Genomic DNA, 19,902 nt, shown 5'->3' with positions numbered 1-19,902 from the left:
TGAAATTATTCGCTGATCACTTCGCCGCCATCCATCGTCCCCATGGCCCGCCAGTTGGCAATTGCGATGTTGTTTGTCACAAACCGCGTGGCTCCATCGCCGATCAAGGCATTTACACCGCCGGGATGGCGACTGCGGGCACCCTTATAAGAATTGCCGGAACCTGTCGTGGTGCAGGGCGGGTTTTGCGGATACGTCGTCGCGTTGCAGAAGGGCGAAACATCGGTGCCGCTGTTCGGTGTATTGATTGTCATGAACTGCGTGCAGGGCCTGTCATCGTTCAAAAAGTCGCCGCGAATATCGAAGTCGGAATCGTTCTTGGCCATGATGACTTCCGACATCAACAGCGTGTTCGACGTGCCATCGGTGAAGTTGCCGAGCTTCACTTTCCGGGGCTTGCTGTAGTCGCTACCGTCTTCGAGGCCGAAGGGAGCGACTCCCTTGCCTAGATCCTGCGAAGTATCGGCCGAGTTATAGGGAACTGCTTGATTGCCCCAATTGATGACATAGCTGCCGCGCGCTCGGTAGGCCGAGTCGCCTTTCCACAGGGCGTTCATGCGGTCGCTGGGGCAGTAATACAGCGGAGCCGTCTTGGCATAAATACCGGTGGTGGTGTTGGCGATGGTGTTCGGCGGCACATGAAAGGCTTGTGTTTGGTCGAACTGAACGTACATGTTCCCTTGCTCGACATAGGGCCAGAGCATCACGACCCACACTCGGCGCGGATTGTTCTGAGTTCCCTGCGGAATGTAGCCCACGCTGTCGTGCATCGTGTGCACGGCCAGCCCCCACTGCCGCAGCTTGTTGATGCAACTGGTCCGGCGGGCTGCTTCGCGCGCGGCCTGCACGGCCGGCAAAAGCAAGGCGACGAGCACGCCGATGATGGCGATCACCACCAACAGCTCGACCAACGTAAACCCAGTTCGGGTCGAGCGCGAGACAACGGAACGTCGCATGATGAGAGCCCCTGACAAGATGAAGGTGATGAGAGCGGACGCCACTGGGGGCAGGACGACGGCCTCAGCAACTATACCAAGTGAATAATCGAAATTTCAACAGTTTTTTTGCATTGTTTTTTGCTGGATCCCTTATATCAGGGATAAAACCGGTGCGTTTGCGCCAGATTCTGACACAATGCGTTTCGCCCGCCGGTCGATTCGGCGGCAAAGGCGTATCCCGGCGAGCCAACTGGTCAGTTAGACTGAAACGTATGAAATCGCTGCAAGGCAAACTGCTCGTCGCCTCGCCGCACTTGGGCGACGGCAACTTCTTTCGCTCCGTCGTCCTGCTGGTCAAGCACGACTCCGAGGGAGCGTTTGGCTTGATCCTGAATCGGCCACTCAACAGCACACTGCAAGAAGTGTGGACCGCCATTCAAGACGAAGCCACCGAGAGCGATTCGGACGACGAAGAAGTTCCGCCGCCGGAAAATCCGCTGGATGAACTGCAGCACGGCGAGCAGCCGATCTATGTCGGCGGGCCCGTCGAGGGGCCGCTGGTCGTGGTCCACGGCTTGAAGAAATACGCCGAAGCCCAGGTGCAGAACGGCGTTTATTTTGCCGCTCACAAGGACTACATCCGCAAAGTAATTACGCAGGCCAAAAAGCCCTTCCGAGTTTTTTCGGGTTATGCCGGCTGGGGCGCCGGTCAACTCGAAGGCGAACTGCAAGCCGGCGGTTGGCTCCTGACCGAAGCCAACAAAGACCTCATCTTCTACAAGGACGACGACCTGTGGGAACAAGTCGTCCAAGGGATCGCCGAGCAGATTCTGTCGCCGGCTGCGGAAACCAAGCACATTCCGCCCGATGCCTCGCTGAATTGACCGAGCACGTTACGCCTGCGGCAGACCGACCAATTCCAGCACCGGCCGAACCTCGACAGTTCCTTTGCGCGCCCCCGGAATTCGTTCAGCGATCTTCAACGCCTCGTCCAGGTCGGCTGCATCCACAATGAAATAACCGCCGAGTTGCTCGCGCGTTTCCGCAAACGGGCCATCGGTTACCTGTCGCTTGCCGTCGCGCACTCGCACGCTGGTCGCCGTTGTCACCGAGTGGAGCGGCGACGCAGCGCGGTATTTCCCTTCCTTCTTCAGCTGATGCGTCAGGGCGATCGACTCTTGATAGCAGTCCTCACGCTCGCCGTCGGTCCAGCTGGCCTCGTCGGTGTAAATCAGCAGCATGTAGTTCATGGTTTGTCCTTAAAAATGCGGCTTCGAAATAGGTTGCCTGCAGGATAGTCGAACGAGTGGCGAGATAATCGACAACTCTTTTGCTAACCCGCGGCGTGAGCCAGCTCCCGCAGTCTTTTTTCTAAAAACCGCCGTTCGGGTTCCTGCCGGGCGAGTTCGAGGGCCCGTTGATACGAATTTATCGCCTCGGCTGTCTTCCCCAACCGGCGGTAGATATCGGCCCGAGCAGCATGAGCCAAATGATATTCGGCTAGCTCCGGTTCGGCCAGAATTTCATCAACCAGCGCCAGTCCCGCGGCGGGGCCGTCGCGCATCGTCACCGCCACCGCTCGGTTGAGGGCCACGATCGGCGACGGCGTGAGCTGCTGGAGCACGTCATACAGCGCCACGATCTGCCCCCAGTCGGTCTCGGCCGCAGTCGGCGCATCGGCATGAGCGGCCGCAATCGCCGCTTGCACGGTGTACGGTCCAAACCGCCGCGTGCCGAGCGAACGCGTCAGCAATTCTTTGCCCTGGCGGATCTGGTCACGATTCCACAACTGTCGGTCCTGCTGTTCCAGCAAAATGATTTCGCCATCCGCCGTCGCGCGGGCCGATCGACGGGATTCCTGCAGCAGCATGAGCGCGAGCAAACCCATCACTTCCGGCACGGGCATCAACTCGACAAGCACCCAGCCGAGCCGAATCGCCTCTTCCGATAAGTCGTGCCGCGTCACCGTTTCGCCCGACGATGCCGCATATCCCTCGTTGAAAACCAGATAAGTCACCTGCAACACGCTATCGATCCGGTCGGGCAGGTCGGCGGCGCCGGGAACTTCGTAAGGGATTTTTGCATCGCGAATCTTCGCCTTGCCGCGCACGATTCGCTGCGCCATCGTCGCCGGATTCGTCAAAAACGCCCGGGCGATTTCTTCCGTCGTCAGCCCGCACACTTCGCGCAGCGTGAGCGCCACCTGCACATTGCCCGCGAGCGCCGGATGGCAACAAGTAAAGATCAGCCGCAGCCGATCATCCTCGATATCCTGCTCATTCCCCGGCTGCGGTTCGGCGTCGTGATCGGGCCGAGCGACCTCTTCCTTCATCGAGTCGAACTTCGACCGCCGGCGAATCACATCGACGGCTTTAAACTTGCCGGTCGATACCAACCAGGCCCGCGGATTCTCCGGCACGCCAGTCTGTTGCCACTGCTGCAGCGCCGCCGCAAAGGCTTCGTGTAACACGTCCTCGGCGAGATCAAAGTCGCCCAACAGTCGCACCAGCGTGGCAAACACACGTCGCGACTCCACGCGATAAACATCGTCGACGGCCTGGCGGATTGTTTCGATAGAATTCATGGCCCCATTTTGCCTAGCGTTGGAACAGTTGTCCACTGCCTGGCAGTGATCTACGCCAGCTATTCACCTCACTCCATCACTTCCGCCAACGTCACTAACCGGCTCTTCTCATTCAGCGACTTCGCCGCCGCGTGGATGATGGCCGTCACTTCCAGGATCTCAGCGTGTGGCACGGGTTCGATGCCCGTTTCGAGCATGCGGCGGAAGGCGTTTGCCATTTGCATCATCTGGTACGAATGCCCCAGCCAATAGTTGCCATCGATGGCTGGCGTCCAGGTGTGCTTCTTCTTTTGAAAATGAACACTCGTCTCGCAGTACAACCCAACGATATCGGGCCGGCCGTACCAGACTTCGGCGGGATTGCGATCGGGATAGGTCAGCAGCGCGTGACAAGCATTTTCGCGGGCATACATGCTCACGCTTTCGACGCCGGGACCGCACAGCGTTTCGACCATCCACACCGGATGCTGGCCGTAGATAAACCACGACGGCAACGTCCAACCGCCGGCCTGGCAGGCCTGCACAAACTGCATCTCGCCGAACTCCTTGTTGTTCTTCAGCCGCAGCGCCTCTGCCGTTCCCCATTGATGGCGAAAGAGGCTCGACGACATCAGCTTGGCGTTGTGCTTCTTGGCGAGTTCCAAAATCTTTCGCGTGCCAGCCACGGTTTTGCCGATCGGCTTGTCGACGAAACAGGGCAGACCCTTCTCAAGTGCCGGCGCGATGAGATCGTAGTGATCGCTGCCGGTGCCAGACGCATCGCCGAGCCACACGGCGTCGACTTCTTGCACCATCTTCTCCAACGAGTCGGCGACGGCCACGCCCGGAAACGCCGAAGCATACAGCTCCGCGCACGGCCGATCGGCGTCGTAGACCTGCGTGAGTCGCGTATTGGGAAACGGCATCAAGTCAAAATTGTTCGCCGGATTGCGAAAGAACTGCTCGAAGACGCGCACCGAGCCCGGATCGAGCGTCTTCTTGATGACGTCTTGATTCACCTGCGGATGAAACGGATGGCAGAAGTGCCACGTGTGCCCATTCGTCCGCTGCGGTTTCCCTTCGATGCTCGCGCTAATCACGCCGATGCGAAAAACTTTGCCCGCCGCCGCTTGTTCCTTTTTCTCTTCCTGAGCTTGGGCATTCGCGGCAGTGAGCAAGCCAGCGCCAGCGATTCCAGCAGTAGTCGTCAACCATTCACGGCGAGTAGTCATGGAGAGGGTCCTGAGGTGGGAATAGTCGTCGATCGCTCCCGCGATCGATGAAAGGACGTTGAGCAGCGATCAGCGCTAGCTCAGCAGCCAAGGCGATTCATCGATCGCGGGAGCGATCGACGACGGTAGGCGCGGATCAGTATCCCGATCACTGCCGCAGTTGTAAATAAAATTTCGCCGAACCCGTTCCAAGCGACGGCACGACTCCCTACACCCCATCACCCGCTCACCCTATCTCCTCATCTCCTCATCTCCTCCTCACCCCACCTCCCCATCACCCCTTCATCACCGTAGCATTGACCGCATGACCAACCCATCTCTCGCCAATCTCCGCGTCGCCTCCCTGGAAAGTCGCAAGCAGGAGGAAATCGCGCGCCTGATTGAAAAATTCGGCGGCCAAGCCTTTGTGAGCGCGAGCCTGCGCGAAGTGCCGATCTCGGAGAACCGTGCTGCCATCGATTTTGCTCAGCAACTGGTGACTGGCGGCATCGATGTGATGATCTTTCTCACCGGCGTCGGCTTTCGGCATTTGCTCTCGGCGGTCGAGAAGCATGTCGATCGGCAGCGCTATCTAAATAGTCTGGCCGACATCGTCACTATTTGCCGCGGCCCGAAGCCGGTGGTCGCGATGAGCGAGGTGGGACTCAAGCCGACGCATCGCGTGCCCGAGCCGAATACTTGGCGCGATTTGCTCTCGACCATCGACGGCGGAATTCCGGTCGCGCAGCAGAGCGTCGGGCTGCAGGAATATGGTGTCACCAATCACAGCTTGATCGCTGGCCTCGAAGCTCGCGGCGCGCGCGTGGTGCCGGTGCGCGTCTATCACTGGGAACTGCCGACCGATATACGGCCGCTGCAAGAGAACATCCAAGCCCTCGTCGCCGGCGAGCGCGACCTGCTGATGTTTACGTCAGCTCATCAAGTGGTGAACTTGCTCCGCGTCGCCGAGCAGTTGCAACTGCTGCCGCAATTGCGTTCTGCTTTGAGAAAGACCGTGGTCGTCTCAATCGGACCAACCACGAGCGACATGCTGCGCGAGCACGACTTGCCGGTCGATATCGAACCGGAGCATCCCAAGATGGGTTCGATGGTGCTTGCTGCTGCCGAGCAAGCGCAGGAAATTTTGAGCCGCAAACGTTCGCCGGCGATCTCCTTTCCGCATGCGAGCGCAGCGCCGCTCGACAAAAACGCCGCCTGGTACAACGGCCCATTCATGAAGGCCTGTCGGCGCGAACCGACCGACGTCACGCCGGTTTGGTTGATGCGGCAAGCAGGCCGCTACATGGAAGAATATCGCGCGGTCCGCGGTCAGACTTCGTTTTTGGAGCTCTGCAAAAATCCGCAGCTCTGCAGCGAAGTGATGTGCACTGCGGTCAATAAACTGGGCGTCGATGCAGCCATCATTTTCTCCGACCTGCTGCCGATTCTCGAGCCGATGGGCTTTGAGCTGGAGTTTGCCAAGGGCGAAGGGCCTGTCATTTACAACCCGGTTCGCGCGCCGGCCGATGTCGATCGAGTGGAAGAGCTCGAGGATTTGAGCGAGCTGGAGTTTGTCTTCGAAACGGTTCGTCAAACGCGGGCTGATTTGCCGGCCGATCTGCCGCTGATTGGTTTTGCCGGCGCGCCTTTTACGCTGGCCAGTTATTGCATCGAGGGTGGCGGCAGCCGAACCTATCATCACACCAAAGCCCTGATGTATCGCGACGAAGGGGCCTGGCAAACGCTGATGACGCGACTGGCTCGCACGGTGACCCGTTATCTCAACGCGCAGATTGCCTCCGGCGCGCAGGCCGTGCAACTCTTCGATTCCTGGGTCGGTTGCCTCGGACCAGATGACTTTCGTCGCTATGTGCTGCCGTACACCAAGCAGATCATCGACAACATTCGCCCCGGCATTCCGGTGATCAATTTCGCCGCGGGCAATCCGGCGCTGTTGCCGCTGGTGGCCGAAGCGGGTGGCGATGTGATCGGCATCGATTGGCGGGTGCGGCTCGACGACGCTTGGAAAACCGTCGGCTACGATCGCGCGGTGCAGGGAAATCTCGATCCCCTCGTGCTCCTCAGCGAACAACCCGAAATTCGCCGCCGCGTGAAAGAAGTGTTAGCTCAAGCAGCCAATCGGCCTGGTCATATTTTCAACCTGGGCCATGGCGTGGTGCAACAAACGCCGGTCGACAACGCCGTCGCGATTGTCGAGATGGTGCACGAGTTGAGCCGACGCTAACCAGCAGTGTGTGGGCTACGGATGATCGGGCTGTTGCATTTCACCAGCCCGCTGTTGTTCGAGCTTTTCTTTTAGCTCTTCGCGCACGACGGCAAGATGAGATGGCGCTTCGATGCCGATGCGCACACCGCCACCTTGGATGCGGACGACAGTGATGGCGATTTGATCGCCGATGAGCAGGCGCTCGCCAACTTTGCGGCTGAGTACCAACATGTTCGCACTCCTTTGCTTGAACAGGGACTTCCGGGCAGGAATAATCGGCGCATGCTAGCAAATTCACGGCCAGATGCAATCTGCCGCGGTCCACACAGTTGCGCGAATGTGCCGCGCCGAGGGCACGTTGATCTTGCAACGCCCGTTGCCGCCATTAAAATTGAAATTGTCCCACCATGTTCATTTCAGGTGCCTGCGGACTGCCGAATCGATTGTTCGATCCTTGGCGTCACAGGCGGGAGAGGCTCCCTTGCTTACCGAAGATCAAGTTCAACGCAGCTTTCGCAATCTCTTCAAGACAAAAGATTTTCCGCTGGAAAATTTCGACAAGGCCGAAAATCTTCTCGATGAATTGCGTGCTGAAAGCCCGCTCCGCCACCGGCTGAGCGTCGAGCTCGAAGAACTCCGTAAAATGCACACGGCCAAGGCCCGCTAAGATTGCGATCGCAATCCAGTTTTTGCCTTGCTTCGCTGAAGGTCCGCAGGAGCGGACCTTTCTCAAACGACTCTTACCGCGGCTGTGAGGTGCGCGGTTTTCTGAGCGTGTAAGCCGCCGGGTATTGGCTCCAGTTGCTGCTGGTAATTCCGTTTCGCGTGCTGCTCGTAAAACTCGGCGGCGATGCCAGCATGGTGCAAATCAGCACGCCGGTTTCTCCCTGCTTGAGCAAGCCCATGTGCACGGCTGCCGTGGCGAGCGGACTGTCGGTGGTGTAGACATCCGTGCCATAGCAATAGCTGCCGTTGCCGGTCACGCGAAAGGCAAACGACTTGCCGATCTGGCCGGTGTAGGCCTGCATGTTGCCCGGATCTTGTTGCACATTTTTCAAATCGTCGTCGGGCAATTCCGGCGCGGCGCTCGCCAGCTTCAGGTCCTGAATATCCGACAGCTTGAGTTCTAGTTTTCCAAACTGGGCCGAGCTGATTTTGAACTGCTTCACGGCCAGCTTGCCGGCGATCTTGGAATCGGCCGTATAGATATAGTCCTGCGTGCGGACGTTGAGCCGCTCCTCGGGAATATCTTGCTTGAGTCGTTCGATCAGTTGTTCGAGCCGCTGCCGCATTTCCAGGTCGCTCTGCTGGCGGACCGCTCGCACCAGAGCGGCGTAGCATTTTTCTTTTTTCTCGAGCAGGCCCGCCATCGCGACTTCGCGCACCTTGAAGTCGGTGCTGCCGAGATCGTCAATCATTTTTTCAATCGCCAGGCTGACTTCTTCGGCCGCGCGATAAGCAAACTCGATCTTCACGATGTCGGCGATCGGAAACGTCAGCTTGCCGTGCGGCGTTTGCAGTTCGATGGTCTCTTCGGCGAGCAGCACCTTCATCGAACTGCCGTCGGTGAGGACGACGCTGATCGTGCGCGGATCGATCGTCGGCTTCTTTTCAGTATTCGAGTTTTGCGCCGCGGCGACGAGGGGCAGCAGCAGGAGCAACGCAACGGAGAGACGGATCATGGGAGAGTCTCCAGGCGAGAGCGAGGAAGTGCCAGTTGAGCGGACGGCAACTATCATGTCCGCCGCCGCGGGCCGGAGCAAGCGCGAGCGGACTGATCGTTACACACCGCTTACCGCGCGCATTCGGCCTCTTAACATGACGAGCGAAAGCGAGCTTCGTTTCCGCTTGCATGTCAAAAGCGGGTAAAACCGCCCTGCCGAGCGCGATTTTGTACGGCTGGCGACGAATATCCGGCCAAGTCACCCTATTTCCAGGTACACTTGCTCGCCGCGGCGTCAGCCAAGGCCAGCTGCCTCGTCCTCATCCGCAACGACCACCGGAGTTTGTCATGGACCTCGCTGGTGGCCTGTGCCTTCTCGCCTTCGTGTTGCTCGTCCTCGCTGCTTGCGGCCATGGCATGTGGCTGGTGGGCGAGGCAATTTTCCGGGCCATCCTCGGCGATAATTACACGCGCTCACAGCAAAAGCACGAGCGTTGTCTCAAGTGCGGTTGGTTGAGCGTGGAGAACGGCCATTGCACTCACTGTGGCGATGTGCCCCCAACGGCTCTCGCGCAGCGCTCTCGCCAGGAACTACAAGCCACCGCGCGACAACTCAGCCGCTTGCACCGCAACGGACAGATTCCCTACGACCAGTGCTTTGCGCTGTTGAAGATCATCGAAGCCGATCTCTCGCACTTGGGTGCCGGTCTGCCGCTGGAAGTTTGGCCGGAAGTCAGTCGGCCGGTCGCTCCGGCTGTGAATGCGAAGCAGAGCGAACCGATAGCTGCTGCCGAACAGTTGCGCGAGATCGAGAAACCGCAGGAAGTAACTCCGCCAGTTGTTGAGCAATCGCCAGTGATGGCTGTGTCCTCGGCGAACGATGTGATCGATGCGGTCATCGTCGAAAACAGCACCATGCAGCCGGTCATGGCAGTTGTCGCGCAGCCTGTGCAAGCTCAACCGCCACTGCAGATTCCACCGCCGCAACCGATCACCCCCTCGCGCACGCTTGCCGATGTTCTGCAAGCCTTCATGCAGGACAGCAACATCCGCTGGTTCGAAGTCTTCGGCGGATTGCTCATCGTCTGCTGTGCGATTGGTCTCGTCATCAGTTTGCAAGCGACGCTCGAATACATTCCTTATTTCCCGGCGCTGATGTTCATGCTCCTGACCGTAGCTTTGCACGGCGCGGGGCTGTACACGCTGCGGCGGTGGAATCTCGGCGCGGTGAGTCGGGCGATTCTCATCATCGCGCTGCTCCTCGTGCCGCTCGTCTTTACCGCCGGCGTGGTGCTGCCCGGCAAGGGAGATGCGCAGCGATCGCTCAACGACCCGATGTATATCACCGCGGTGCTTGTCGGCCTGGGCGTCTTCGGCTGGGTCACGTACAGCGGCAGCCGCGTACTGGCGGGCGAAGGCGCCTTGCGACTGTCGGCGGCGATTCTCGGCTGCAGCATTGGCCAACTCATCATCAACCGCGTCGCTGTTCCGGGCCTACCGCGCACGATGTTGACCGGCCTCGCCTTTTTGCCGATCACGAAATTTCTGATTGCCACGCTCGGCCAGGTTTGGCGAGCGCAGGCCTGGCGGCGCATGTCGGGCAGACGCATCGAACAAACGTTCCTGATTCTCGGCGTGAGCTTGTTCGCACTGCTGCCGCCGATTGCGCTCCTCGTTTTCAAAGTGCAACCGCATTGGCCCGCGTTCAAGCAGTTGTCGCCGCTCCTTTGCCTCGCTGTGACAAGCATTCTGGCCCTCGGCATTGTCGTGCATCGCCGCGCATTGACGCGCTCGTTGGCCACGTTTCGTACGGTGGGAACTACCATCGCGCTGATCGCTGGCTCGCTGCTGATCGCGCTGTGGGTTGTCGCCTGGCCGGTGCCGGAATTGATGCTGAATGTTTCGATCCTCACCGGCGGCCTATTGCTCGCCGTGGCGATTCGCACCAAGATTCCCGCCCTCCACGCAGCCGCCGTCGGCTCGCTCTCGATCGGTGTCGTTGTGGCGTTCTTCTGGGCGCTTCGGCTCGTCAGCGATCTGGAGCCGAATAGCCTGCAATGGTTGCAAGCCATGTTGCAAGGGAAGACGGGCTTGCTTCTCACCGCGCTGGCTGCGGCAATCGGCGGTTGCGGCGGCTGGCTGTACGCGCAGCGCGATCGCCGCATCGGCACGGCTTACATCGCGACGGCTGGTGTACTCGGCACGCTGGGGTTGCTCATCGCCGGTTGGTCGGGCTTCGCGCCGCTCGCATCACCGTGGACCGGTGATGGCGATATCGCGGGGCCGCTGTTCCTCGCTTATGCGATCGCCCTGTTTGTGATTGCGTTCCGCATCGTCAACGAACATGTCCTCTCGGCCGCGATGGCGCTGCTGTGGATCGCGCTGATTCAACTCTTCTGGATGAACGACACGGCGCAGGGCATTTTGAGAGTTACGCACTTGATGCCAGAACGGCCGGTGCTGGTTGCGACCATTCTCACTGCCGCGGTGCTGGCGATCATGTCGCTTGTCCTTAGTCGCAAAGCCTGGTGGCTGCCTGCCGAAGAATTTGCGGCTTGGGAGCGCACCGAAAAGTTCTGGCAACTCGAATTGCCCCTCACCTATGGCGCCGCGCTGGCGATTATTGCGGCTACGCCGTTTATTTTCTGGGTGCTGCCGGGCCGCTTTGCGGTGCACGCTCTTTACGCTTCACTCGCTGTCGGTGTGTGGGCCATCGTGTGTCTCGCGCGCCGCTGGCCCGAGGCGCTCGCCGCGCTGCAAGGCATGCTCGCCGTTGCCGTGGCGTTTGCCATCGCGGCGTTCTGGGTGCCGGCCGCTGCTGAGCGCGATCTGTTGTGGTTTTTGCGCGGCGATCATCTGCACGCGCAAGTTCTCGCGCTCGCCGGCTGCGGATTGGTGTGGAGCATCGTTCGTCGATTTGCGCCGGCGGAAAGCACGCTGCACCGCTTGCTCCATCCCGCTTATCCGCCAGCCGATCACCTGCAACTGGGACTATCGGTCGCGTTGTTGACGATCCTGTGCGTGACAGAATCGCTGCCAGGGATCGCTCAGGAACTGAGCTTGAATAAAGACCTGCGGCGCGACGAGTTTTCGCTCGCACACATTGCCTGGCTCGACCCGGCGCATCTGTCGCGGTTGGTGCTCGGACTGGTAGTGGTCTGCGGTGCGTTTGTCGCTGCACTCGCCGATCGCGTGAGTGGTTGGAAATGGATCGGGCTGTCGTTCGCTGGTTGGGCGGGAATCTTTTTGCTCGCGCTCAACTGGCAAGCCGATATCGCCGTGGCTTCGGCGACACGTTGGTGGTTGGCGATCTACGGCGGGGGACTCATGGTCTTGTTCGTAGCGCGACAACCACTGGCTAGCGCGCTGAAATCGATACCGTGGTTGCGCTGGAACCCGATCGATACGCAGGAGCGCGAATGGCTCCGCTATCAATCGCTGCTCCTCGGCGTGGCGCCGATGCTCGCGCTCACCATCATTGCTGTCGTGCAAAATGCCAAAGGCATGGCGCTCGGCGGGCCTTTGCAGGACACATTCTTCGCGCGACTCGGTCCGACAACTTCCTACGCCGGGCCATTGCTCATCGGCGTGGCGATTTTCCTTGGACACGCGATCGGTCAGCGCCGGCCCAGCTTTGCTCTCGGCGGCAGCGCACTGTTTCAACTCGCCGCCAACCTCGCGTTCATTCTGCACATCACCGGCAAGCCAACGGGCCCGCAGGAATCAGCCGTTGCAGAGTGGCTGCAATGGAATGCAATCGCGGCCGCGATTTATTCGCTGTTCTGGCTCGTCATCGCTAGTTGGATGTTGCCGCAAACGACGAACACGCCGCCGATTCAGTTGCGCCGAGAGAAGTGTTTCCTGCTGCAAACGACGCTCAGCAGTTGGCTGCTGCTGGCGATTGCGATTTGGTCGACGGTGACGATTGTATCCCATCCAAGTCTACTTGCCGTGGAGTCGCAGTATCTGGGCTCTTGGTCGAACTTGATCGCCCTCGGTTTGCTCATCGCGCCGCTGCTCGCCTCACTAGGCGTTTCGCTGTTGCCGAAGACTTGGCCGCGCGGCGGCAGTGCGATTGTGCTCACACTGGTCGCGGCCGTGCCGCTCGTTGCCTTGCGGGCAGAGTTGGGGAACACGCCGAACGTTTGGATTGCGTATCACGTTCTCGAAACCGGTTGGCTGCTGCTCGCTGCAGTGGTTGCCGTTAGCTGTGCATGGCTGGCGCAATCGAGCAGAAGTGAAAAACGCCTGGAACGCCGCGGCTTTGCGCCGCATCACGTCATTGGCGCGATCCTTTGCGCCAGCACCATCGCACTCGCCATTCGCGGCAACGAATTCGATCCGCGGGAACCGTATTGGGTGGTTGGTGGCAATTTCTGGAAATTCGGACGCAGCGAAAACTATCGCAAACGTTCTCACCAGGTTGGCGCGGGCCACTCACTGGCCACTTGGCCATTGTGCTCGTTGGTTTGTTGCTCGCCTTCACCAGCGTGGTGCATTTGCTGTTTGCTGGTTCCGAATGGTATCGCTCGGGCCTGCCGGAATACGATCTCGGCCTGTTCTGCCTGATCGGCGTGTGGTTGTTGCTTGGCGGAGTCATCGTGCTTTCGATCTGGGATCGCCGCGCGAAGTTCGTCTTCTTCGTCCTCTTTATGTGGGCTTGGATCGCTTGTGCGCTCGCACTCACACCGCTGCACGAGTCGCCGTTGCCGATGCTCTGTTTGCATGCACTGGCGACCGTGGGAATTCTCGCGCTCGCCGGCCACTTGTGGAGCTTCGGCGCGAACCTGGCCCGCTGGGGCGAACGGATGGGCGTCGATGATACGATCGGCGGCCTGACTCGGATCGAAAGCTGGTTGCCGTCGTGGACGATGTTCCTCGGTCTGAGCGTTGTGGTTCTCGAACTCTTCGGCCTTTGGAACTTGCCGCTGCGTGAACATCGCGTGGCGATCGCGTTCGCGCCGGCGCTGCTGGCCTATGCGGTGGCGTGCCTGGCGCAAAAGAATCGGCGGGAGTCTTTCCAATTCACGGCGCTACTGCTCGCTGGTTTGAGCTGCGTTTATCTCGGTTGGTCCGATTTGAATCCCGGTTGGGAACTGCACGATTGGATGACCCGCGCCTTCCGCCTGCTCATGGTGCTCGGCGTGACGACGCTCGGCTACGGCTTGGTGTTACCGCGGTTTGTTTTCCGAGGAGCAGATTGGTTACGAGCGGCGCAGCGCGCGGGCTACGTTTCGTCGGCCCTCGCCATCGCTACGTTGATTTCGCTGCTCGCGCTCGAAGTCTCACTCTTCCAGCCAGGCATCGGCGCGGGAGTCGATCCCGTGCAAGTTGCCGCCGTCGCGGTATTGCTAGTGGTCTTTATCGTCGGCTTGATTTCGCTGGCCCTCGCGCCGGGCGCAAGCAGCGATCAAATCAATCGCACCTGGTATGTGTACGCCGCGCAAGGAGTCGCGGGGTTGTTATTCGCACATATCTATCTGTGTCAGCCCGGTTGGTTCGATGGCGTTTTGAAACCCTACTGGCCTTACATCATCATGGTCATCGCCTTCAGTGGTGTGGGACTTGGTGAGCTCTTATGGCGATTGCGGTTGCCAGTGCTGGCAGAACCATTTCAAAAATCTGGCGCCTTTATGCCAGTGCTGCCAATCCTGGGGCTTTGGGTGGTTCACAGTCAACATGATTACGACTACACGCTGTTATTATTCCTCGCGGGCCTGATGTATCTGGTGCTCGCGATCGCGCGCAAATCATGGGCAGCCGCGATCGCCGCAACGGTTGCTGGCAACGGCGCGCTGTGGGCGCTGCTCGATCAAAATGAATGGCGTCCCTGGGAGAATCCCCAATTCTGGTTGATTCCTCCCGCTGTTTCAGTGCTGATTGCAGCACAAATCAATCGCCATCGATTGAAGAGCGAGGTCTTATCGGCGATTCGTTATGCATCGCTGGTCGTTATCTATGTGAGCTCGACGTTCGAGATCTTCTTGCATCGCGCTGAGACGAGTTTGTGGCCGCCAATCATCCTTACACTTCTTTCTCTTTTTGGCGCGCTGACGGGAGTACTTTTACAAGTTCGTGCGTTTCTCTACCTAGGCGCAGTCTTTACCTTGCTTGCGATGGTCAGCATGGTTTGGCACGCGTCGCGCGCGATCGACCAGGTTTGGCCCTGGTGGGCGTTCGGTATTGGAATGGGCATCGCCATCCTCGCCGGACTAGCGTTCTTCGAAAAGAACCGCCCGCAGGTACAAGCTCTCGTGACGCGTTTACGCCAATGGGAAAAGTAACGGCTGCGAGTTGATTGGTATTTCAAGAATTCTCTCGGCAGTGCGAAATTTTCATTAGCGGTTTTAACCGCCTCGGTCCATTAAGACCTGCCGGTGTGAATAGTTCCGGTATTCGCATCAGCAGCCGCTTGTCCGCGCGCAGCTTCTCAACTGTGCATGGGCAGCATAAGCGATCATCCCTGCCGACCGGCCGACGTTCGAACCTCCCATTGCCAGAGAGAGAACCCGATGCCTCACCAGACAGGAGTAGAAGCGCAACACTGCGCGCCTGAGGCGTATCGCTGTTTCAGCGAGGCGCTGCCCGAATTGCACACAACCCCCGGCCTGGTACGGGCCGCGATCGCCGTTTCGATGCATGCGTTCGACGACGTATTGCCCGAACACGTCGAAGGAGAAATTCAAAACTTAGCATTGCGCGTGCTGGCGCAGTGCCGAAGCGGGCAACCTGCCGCCCGCCTCGCTCACTTGCACGACGTGCTGTTTGAAGATGCGAAGTTTGTCGGCAACATCGACAACTATCACTTCGCCCTCAACAGCTACCTACCCGTCGTACTTCGTAGTCGCGTTGGTCTGCCGATCGTCCTCTCGCTCCTCTACAAAGCCGTGGGCGAGCAAGTCGGGCTGCAGATCGAAGGGCTGAACACGCCGGGGCACTTTTTGACCCGCGTGCATACCGACGAAGGGTGGCAGATCATCGATCCCTTCTATAGCGGCCAGGCCCTGTCGCCGGCCGAGGCGTTTCGCCGGATCGAGCAAGTCGTCGGTCGCAAACTGACGTACGACGAGCGCTATTTCGAACCGGCTTCGCACACGATCTGGATCTCGCGGCTGATCACCAACCTGCAAGCGCTCTTTGCCGCCGAAGGTCGTCAGCTCGACTATGCCGCGATGACGGAATTGCAGCAAGTATTGGCTGGGGCATAGTGACCGCTGGTTTGTGAGCACGTCGTAAAACGACCGCGAACTTCGGTGGGAGTTTGCGGCAGGGAGGCAGCGACAACAACCAGCCGAGCAGTTCGTCGCGGGCCACGGGCGGCAGAAAGGCAACCGAGCCAACGCGGCGGCTGCGGCAGGTCACGGCTCGGCGGGAGCCTCGCCCTCCCAGATTACCGGCCTTGCCCTGCCGGGAGTTTGAAAAACCGCGAAACATGCCTTGCAAGCCGGGCCAAAGCCCGTAAAATCACGGATTCCCAATTTTTCAGAATCCATTGCCGGGTGCGCCACAGAGTGTGCCGGCAGAAGCGTAACTTCGCTGGCGAGTTTGATTTATGTCGATGTACAGCGGCGGTGATCGAGGTGGTGAACGTGGCGGCGGCCGCTTTGGCGGTCCGGGCGGCAAGGCCGGGATGCGTAATAAGAAGCGTCCGAAGGCCCGCGTGAAGATCAAGAAGCGCGATCCAATTTGGGTCGACGGCGAACGCCCCCGCCCGATGTTCGTCGATTACAAGGACATCGAGCTCCTCAAGAAAATGGTCAACCGCCACGGCAAGATCGTCAGCCGCCGCAAGACCGGCTGCACCGCCCTCAGCCAGCATGCGGTCGCTATGGCCATCAAGCGGGCCCGCTTCATGGCGTTGCTGCCCTACGTCGGCGAGTAGACCTGCTGCCTGCCATTGCCATTGATGGGCAAGGCATGATCATTGAACAGAGGAAGCCCTGCGCACTGCAGGGCTTTTTTATGCCTACTTCGTCAGCAGGAAGTCCTGCTTTTTGCCGTCGCTGGTGATCTCGGCCGTCAGCGTCGAGGCACTGTTGAACTTCGCCGGGACGACTTCGGTTCGCTCGTCCATCATCATCCCCGGATCCCCCGAGGGAACCTGCTTGCCGGTCGGCTTCGACCAGCGGATCTCCACGCGATATTTCCCCGGCAACAAGCCGCGCTGGCTGGGAACCGCGTACTTGCCTTCGACGATGTCCTCGGCCCCTTTGCTGCCTCCTTCCGCCAGCGGCAGAAAGAGAATACTGCCGCCGTTCACCGGTTCGCCGGCGAGCGTCACGTTGCCAGTGACTGCCTGACGGACGTTGCTCGAGCAACCAGCGCCGGCAGCGAACACACTCAACAAGAGGATCGTACGCAGAAATCGCATGTGAGTCCTAGATCCTAAGGAAGCTGAGCGACGTTGCCGTCGTCGATGCGGTAGAGATTTTGATACAGAAAGTTGGCCGGATTGGCGGGCTCGGTCAGCGCGTGAGCACAGCTCCCCGTGTAGCCTTTGTGCGACTCGATGTTCTCCGAAATGAACTTCACCGCGCCGTCGCACATCGCAAAATTCCCACCGCCGCCGGCATGCAAACTGGTCCAAGCGTGCCGCGTGCAGTTGGCATCGCTGCCGCCGGCGTACTTGGTATTGAGCGGCAGATCGCCGCGACCATACGTCATCGCATCGGTGATCCCTTCCACCCGGCCGATGTAACACGCGGCGAGGTTGTTCTTCATATCGCGTTCGCCGCAGATGAATGTGTTGGAAGTGCCGTCGGTGATCGTGCTCAGCTTAACAGGCACCCACAGGCCGTCGTTGCGGTTGGAATCGAATATCTGGCAGCTGAGCGGATAGTTGCTCTTGGCGTACTTGTTGGCATTGGTATTAAGCTTGCCCGTTGGATCGGTCGGGCAGAGCAACATGGGAAACGGCGTTTGCGTGAGCGTGTTGACCGGCGGAATGAAGCCGGTGAAATCGCCCGGGTTGAGCGCGTCGTACATCTGCCGCTGCTCGTAGTAATTCATCAAATGGACGTTCGCGCCCCAGTTGCCCGCGCCTCCGGTCTTCAAGATGTATGTCGCCGGAAAGTGCAGCCGCACATCGTGAAAATTATGAGCCGCAAGCGCGAGCTGCTTGAGATTGTTCTGACAACGCATCCGCCGTGCTGCTTCACGCGCCGCCTGCACAGCTGGCAACAAAAGCGCGACGAGGACGCCGATGATGGCAATCACCACGAGTAACTCGACGAGAGTAAAACCTCGACGTAAGCACCATCGCATGAAACCGCCCTTCGCAATCTGGAGAGAAGATCGCCGGCAACGACAGGCTTATAAGATAGGCGGCTGAAATCCGCATTGCCATCGAATTGAGAAACGAAAAAAGGGCTGAAGGCTTTGCTCTGGAGAGCGGGCCTTCAGCCCTTGAGTTTCTTGATTCCCGCAGTGCCGCGAATTAACGCAGCACGTCGGCGAAGGCGGCTTGCAGTTGCTTCATCCCCTTCTCGCCCTGGTTGCCGTCGACGATGACGTTGACGCGGACTTCGCTGGTATTGATCAGGTCGAGGTTGATCCCCGCTTCCGACAGAGCGCGGAACATGCGGATGGCCACGCCGGTGTGCGTTCGCAGACCCACGCCGCTGACCGACAGCTTGGCGATCTTCGGGCTGCTGGTCACGCCGCGGCAAGAGAGATCGCTGGCGATCTTCTTGGCCACCGTCACGCTGTGATCGAGCTGATCCTGCGGCACGGTGAAGCTGAGCGTGGCGAGCGATTCGGTGGTCGGGTAGCTCTGCACGATCATGTCGACAAAGATGCCGGCCCCGGCCACTTGCTCGAAGACCTTGGCTGCGATGCCGGGCGAATCGGGCACGCCGCTGATCGTGACGCGGGCCTGGCTGGCGTCGAGCGAAACATCGTCGATCGTCAGATCTTCCATGTTGAGCCCTTGCAGGCGAGCCACCACGGCGGCTGCATCGGTGCCGTGGGCTTTGGGCTTCCAAGCTTCGATCGGCTTGGCTGGCGGCTTGTCGAGCTCGAACGCCGTGTGCACAACGTTGAGGGCTTTTTGCGATTGATCGCGAGGCACGAGGACCGAGATCTTGATTTCGCTGGTCGTGATCATGCCGATGTTGATGCCAGCCGCGGCGAGAGCGCGGAACATCTTTTCGGCCACGCCCGTTTGCCGCGCCATGCCGAGGCCGACGACGGAAACCTTGGCCACGCTGTCGTTGGCCGAAACCGTGCCAGCGCCGACGAGCTTGGCTGCATCACGAACGGCTTCGAGGGCGGTGTCGAGTTCGTTGCGCGGCACGGTGAACGACAGATCGGCTTTGCCGCTCTCGCCCACGTTCTGCACGATCATGTCGACCGAGATATTGCGAGCCGCGATGCGGGCAAAAATCTCCAGGCTGGTGCCCGGCTTGTCCGGCACAGCTTGCACGGTGATGAGAGCTTCATCCTTGGTGATCGCAGCGCCGCTCACCGGCATGTCGGGCCGTTCGGGCTCAGCGACAATCATGGTGCCAGGGATATCGGTGAAGCTGCTGCGAACGTGAATCGGCGTGTCGAACTTCTTGCCGAACTCGATGCTGCGGCTGTGCATCACGCCGGCGCCGAGGCTGGCGAGCTCGAGCATTTCGTCGTAGCTGATGCGGCTCACGCGACGAGCTTCGGGAATGACGCGCGGGTCGGTCGTATAGATGCCGTCGACATCCGTATAAATTTCGCAGGCATCGGCGCGAAGCACAGCCGCGAGTGCAACGGCGGTAGTATCGCTGCCGCCGCGGCCGAGGGTGGTGATATTGAAGTCGTCGTCGATCCCCTGAAAGCCAGCGGCGATGACGATGTTTCCTTCGTCGAGCACTTTCTTCAGCCGGGCAGTTTCGATGCTCTTGATGCGGGCTTTGCGGAACGTGGCGTCGGTCTTCACGCCGATCTGCGCTCCGGTGAGGCTCACCGCTTTGTGACCGAGCGACGTGATCGCCATGGCCATCAGAGCGCAGCTTTGTTGCTCGCCGGTCGAGAGGAGCATGTCCATTTCGCGGGCCGGCGGTTTGTCGGTAATGCGATTGGCGAGATCAATCAGATCGTCAGTCGTATCGCCCATCGCGCTGACGACCATCACCACCTGATGGCCTTCGAGCTTGGCGCGAATGGCTTTGCGGGCGGCGGCGAGAATCTTTTCCGGAGTGGCGACGCTACTGCCGCCGAACTTTTGAACGATGAGTGACATGGCTTCAAACTTTGGGTGGGAAATGGAGAGTGAATTGTGGAGGAGGCGAGAGGCGAGGTGCGGGAGGCGAGGGAATAGTATTTTG

15 protein-coding genes are annotated in these 19,902 nt (G+C 59.7%); 6 read left to right on the top strand and 9 right to left on the bottom strand.

The window, feature by feature from the left end; translation table 11 throughout:
• Window positions 1-5 precede the first annotated feature (5 nt).
• Window positions 6-956, bottom strand: a complete 951-nt coding sequence (locus M9Q49_RS25685; protein ID WP_254512151.1) for a DUF1559 domain-containing protein — start codon at window positions 954-956, stop codon at window positions 6-8.
• A 254-nt stretch (window positions 957-1,210) separates the two neighbouring features.
• Between M9Q49_RS25685 and M9Q49_RS25680 the strand changes: the two genes are divergently transcribed.
• Window positions 1,211-1,822, top strand: coding sequence for a YqgE/AlgH family protein (locus tag M9Q49_RS25680; protein WP_254512150.1), 612 nt, complete (start codon window positions 1,211-1,213; stop codon window positions 1,820-1,822).
• Window positions 1,823-1,831: 9 nt separating this feature from the next.
• Here M9Q49_RS25680 and M9Q49_RS25675 read toward each other — a convergent pair whose 3' ends face one another.
• The 3 genes from M9Q49_RS25675 to M9Q49_RS25665 form a co-directional block, all read right to left on the bottom strand.
• Complete coding sequence (locus M9Q49_RS25675) at window positions 1,832-2,188, bottom strand: YciI family protein (protein WP_254512149.1); 357 nt, start codon at window positions 2,186-2,188, stop codon at window positions 1,832-1,834.
• A gap of 83 nt (window positions 2,189-2,271) precedes the next feature.
• The gene (locus M9Q49_RS25670; RefSeq protein WP_254512148.1) at window positions 2,272-3,522 is read right to left on the bottom strand and encodes an RNA polymerase sigma factor; all 1,251 of its coding nucleotides are present in this window, start codon (window positions 3,520-3,522) and stop codon (window positions 2,272-2,274) included.
• A gap of 68 nt (window positions 3,523-3,590) precedes the next feature.
• Entirely contained in the window at window positions 3,591-4,733 is a 1,143-nt protein-coding gene (locus tag M9Q49_RS25665) for a Gfo/Idh/MocA family protein (RefSeq protein ID WP_254512147.1), read from the bottom strand.
• 304 nt (window positions 4,734-5,037) lie between these two features.
• Between M9Q49_RS25665 and hemE the strand changes: the two genes are divergently transcribed.
• Window positions 5,038-6,957: a uroporphyrinogen decarboxylase gene (hemE, locus tag M9Q49_RS25660; RefSeq protein WP_254512146.1), complete on the top strand. Its 1,920-nt coding sequence runs from the start codon at window positions 5,038-5,040 to the stop codon at window positions 6,955-6,957.
• A gap of 15 nt (window positions 6,958-6,972) precedes the next feature.
• On the opposite strand, the gene csrA is transcribed toward hemE, so the two are convergent.
• Window positions 6,973-7,170 (bottom strand): carbon storage regulator CsrA, encoded by a 198-nt coding sequence (gene csrA / locus M9Q49_RS25655; protein WP_254512145.1) that lies wholly within the window; start codon window positions 7,168-7,170, stop codon window positions 6,973-6,975.
• Between the two features lie 250 nt (window positions 7,171-7,420).
• Between csrA and M9Q49_RS25650 the strand changes: the two genes are divergently transcribed.
• Window positions 7,421-7,606: a hypothetical protein gene (locus M9Q49_RS25650; protein WP_254512144.1), complete on the top strand. Its 186-nt coding sequence runs from the start codon at window positions 7,421-7,423 to the stop codon at window positions 7,604-7,606.
• Window positions 7,607-7,679: 73 nt separating this feature from the next.
• Here the strand turns inward: M9Q49_RS25650 and M9Q49_RS25645 are convergent, their stop codons facing one another.
• Complete coding sequence (locus M9Q49_RS25645; RefSeq protein WP_254512143.1) at window positions 7,680-8,621, bottom strand: LCCL domain-containing protein; 942 nt, start codon at window positions 8,619-8,621, stop codon at window positions 7,680-7,682.
• 329 nt (window positions 8,622-8,950) lie between these two features.
• Here M9Q49_RS25645 and M9Q49_RS25640 point away from each other — a divergent pair, with 329 nt between their 5' ends.
• The 3 genes from M9Q49_RS25640 to rpsR all read left to right on the top strand — a co-directional run bounded on the left by M9Q49_RS25640 (window position 8,951) and on the right by rpsR (window position 16,484).
• On the top strand, window positions 8,951-13,171 hold the full coding sequence (locus M9Q49_RS25640; protein ID WP_254512142.1) for a hypothetical protein: 4,221 nt from the start codon (window positions 8,951-8,953) through the stop codon (window positions 13,169-13,171).
• 1,943 nt (window positions 13,172-15,114) lie between these two features.
• Window positions 15,115-15,810, top strand: coding sequence for a transglutaminase-like domain-containing protein (locus M9Q49_RS25635; protein WP_254512141.1), 696 nt, complete (start codon window positions 15,115-15,117; stop codon window positions 15,808-15,810).
• Between the two features lie 344 nt (window positions 15,811-16,154).
• Complete coding sequence (gene rpsR, locus M9Q49_RS36305) at window positions 16,155-16,484, top strand: 30S ribosomal protein S18 (RefSeq protein ID WP_449224121.1); 330 nt, start codon at window positions 16,155-16,157, stop codon at window positions 16,482-16,484.
• A gap of 84 nt (window positions 16,485-16,568) precedes the next feature.
• Here the strand turns inward: rpsR and M9Q49_RS25625 are convergent, their stop codons facing one another.
• The 3 genes from M9Q49_RS25625 to M9Q49_RS25615 all read right to left on the bottom strand — a co-directional run bounded on the left by M9Q49_RS25625 (window position 16,569) and on the right by M9Q49_RS25615 (window position 19,817).
• On the bottom strand, window positions 16,569-16,973 hold the full coding sequence (locus M9Q49_RS25625) for a hypothetical protein (protein WP_254512140.1): 405 nt from the start codon (window positions 16,971-16,973) through the stop codon (window positions 16,569-16,571).
• A 14-nt stretch (window positions 16,974-16,987) separates the two neighbouring features.
• The gene (locus tag M9Q49_RS25620) at window positions 16,988-17,866 is read right to left on the bottom strand and encodes a DUF1559 family PulG-like putative transporter (RefSeq protein WP_254512139.1); all 879 of its coding nucleotides are present in this window, start codon (window positions 17,864-17,866) and stop codon (window positions 16,988-16,990) included.
• Between the two features lie 172 nt (window positions 17,867-18,038).
• Window positions 18,039-19,817, bottom strand: coding sequence for an aspartate kinase (locus M9Q49_RS25615; RefSeq protein WP_254512138.1), 1,779 nt, complete (start codon window positions 19,815-19,817; stop codon window positions 18,039-18,041).
• Window positions 19,818-19,902 lie beyond the last annotated feature (85 nt).

Source organism: Anatilimnocola floriformis, assembly GCF_024256385.1.
Lineage (GTDB): Bacteria > Planctomycetota > Planctomycetia > Pirellulales > Pirellulaceae > Anatilimnocola > Anatilimnocola floriformis.
The sequence above is the reverse complement of the archived record's forward strand: the minus strand, read 5'-3'. Positions and strand labels throughout refer to the sequence as shown.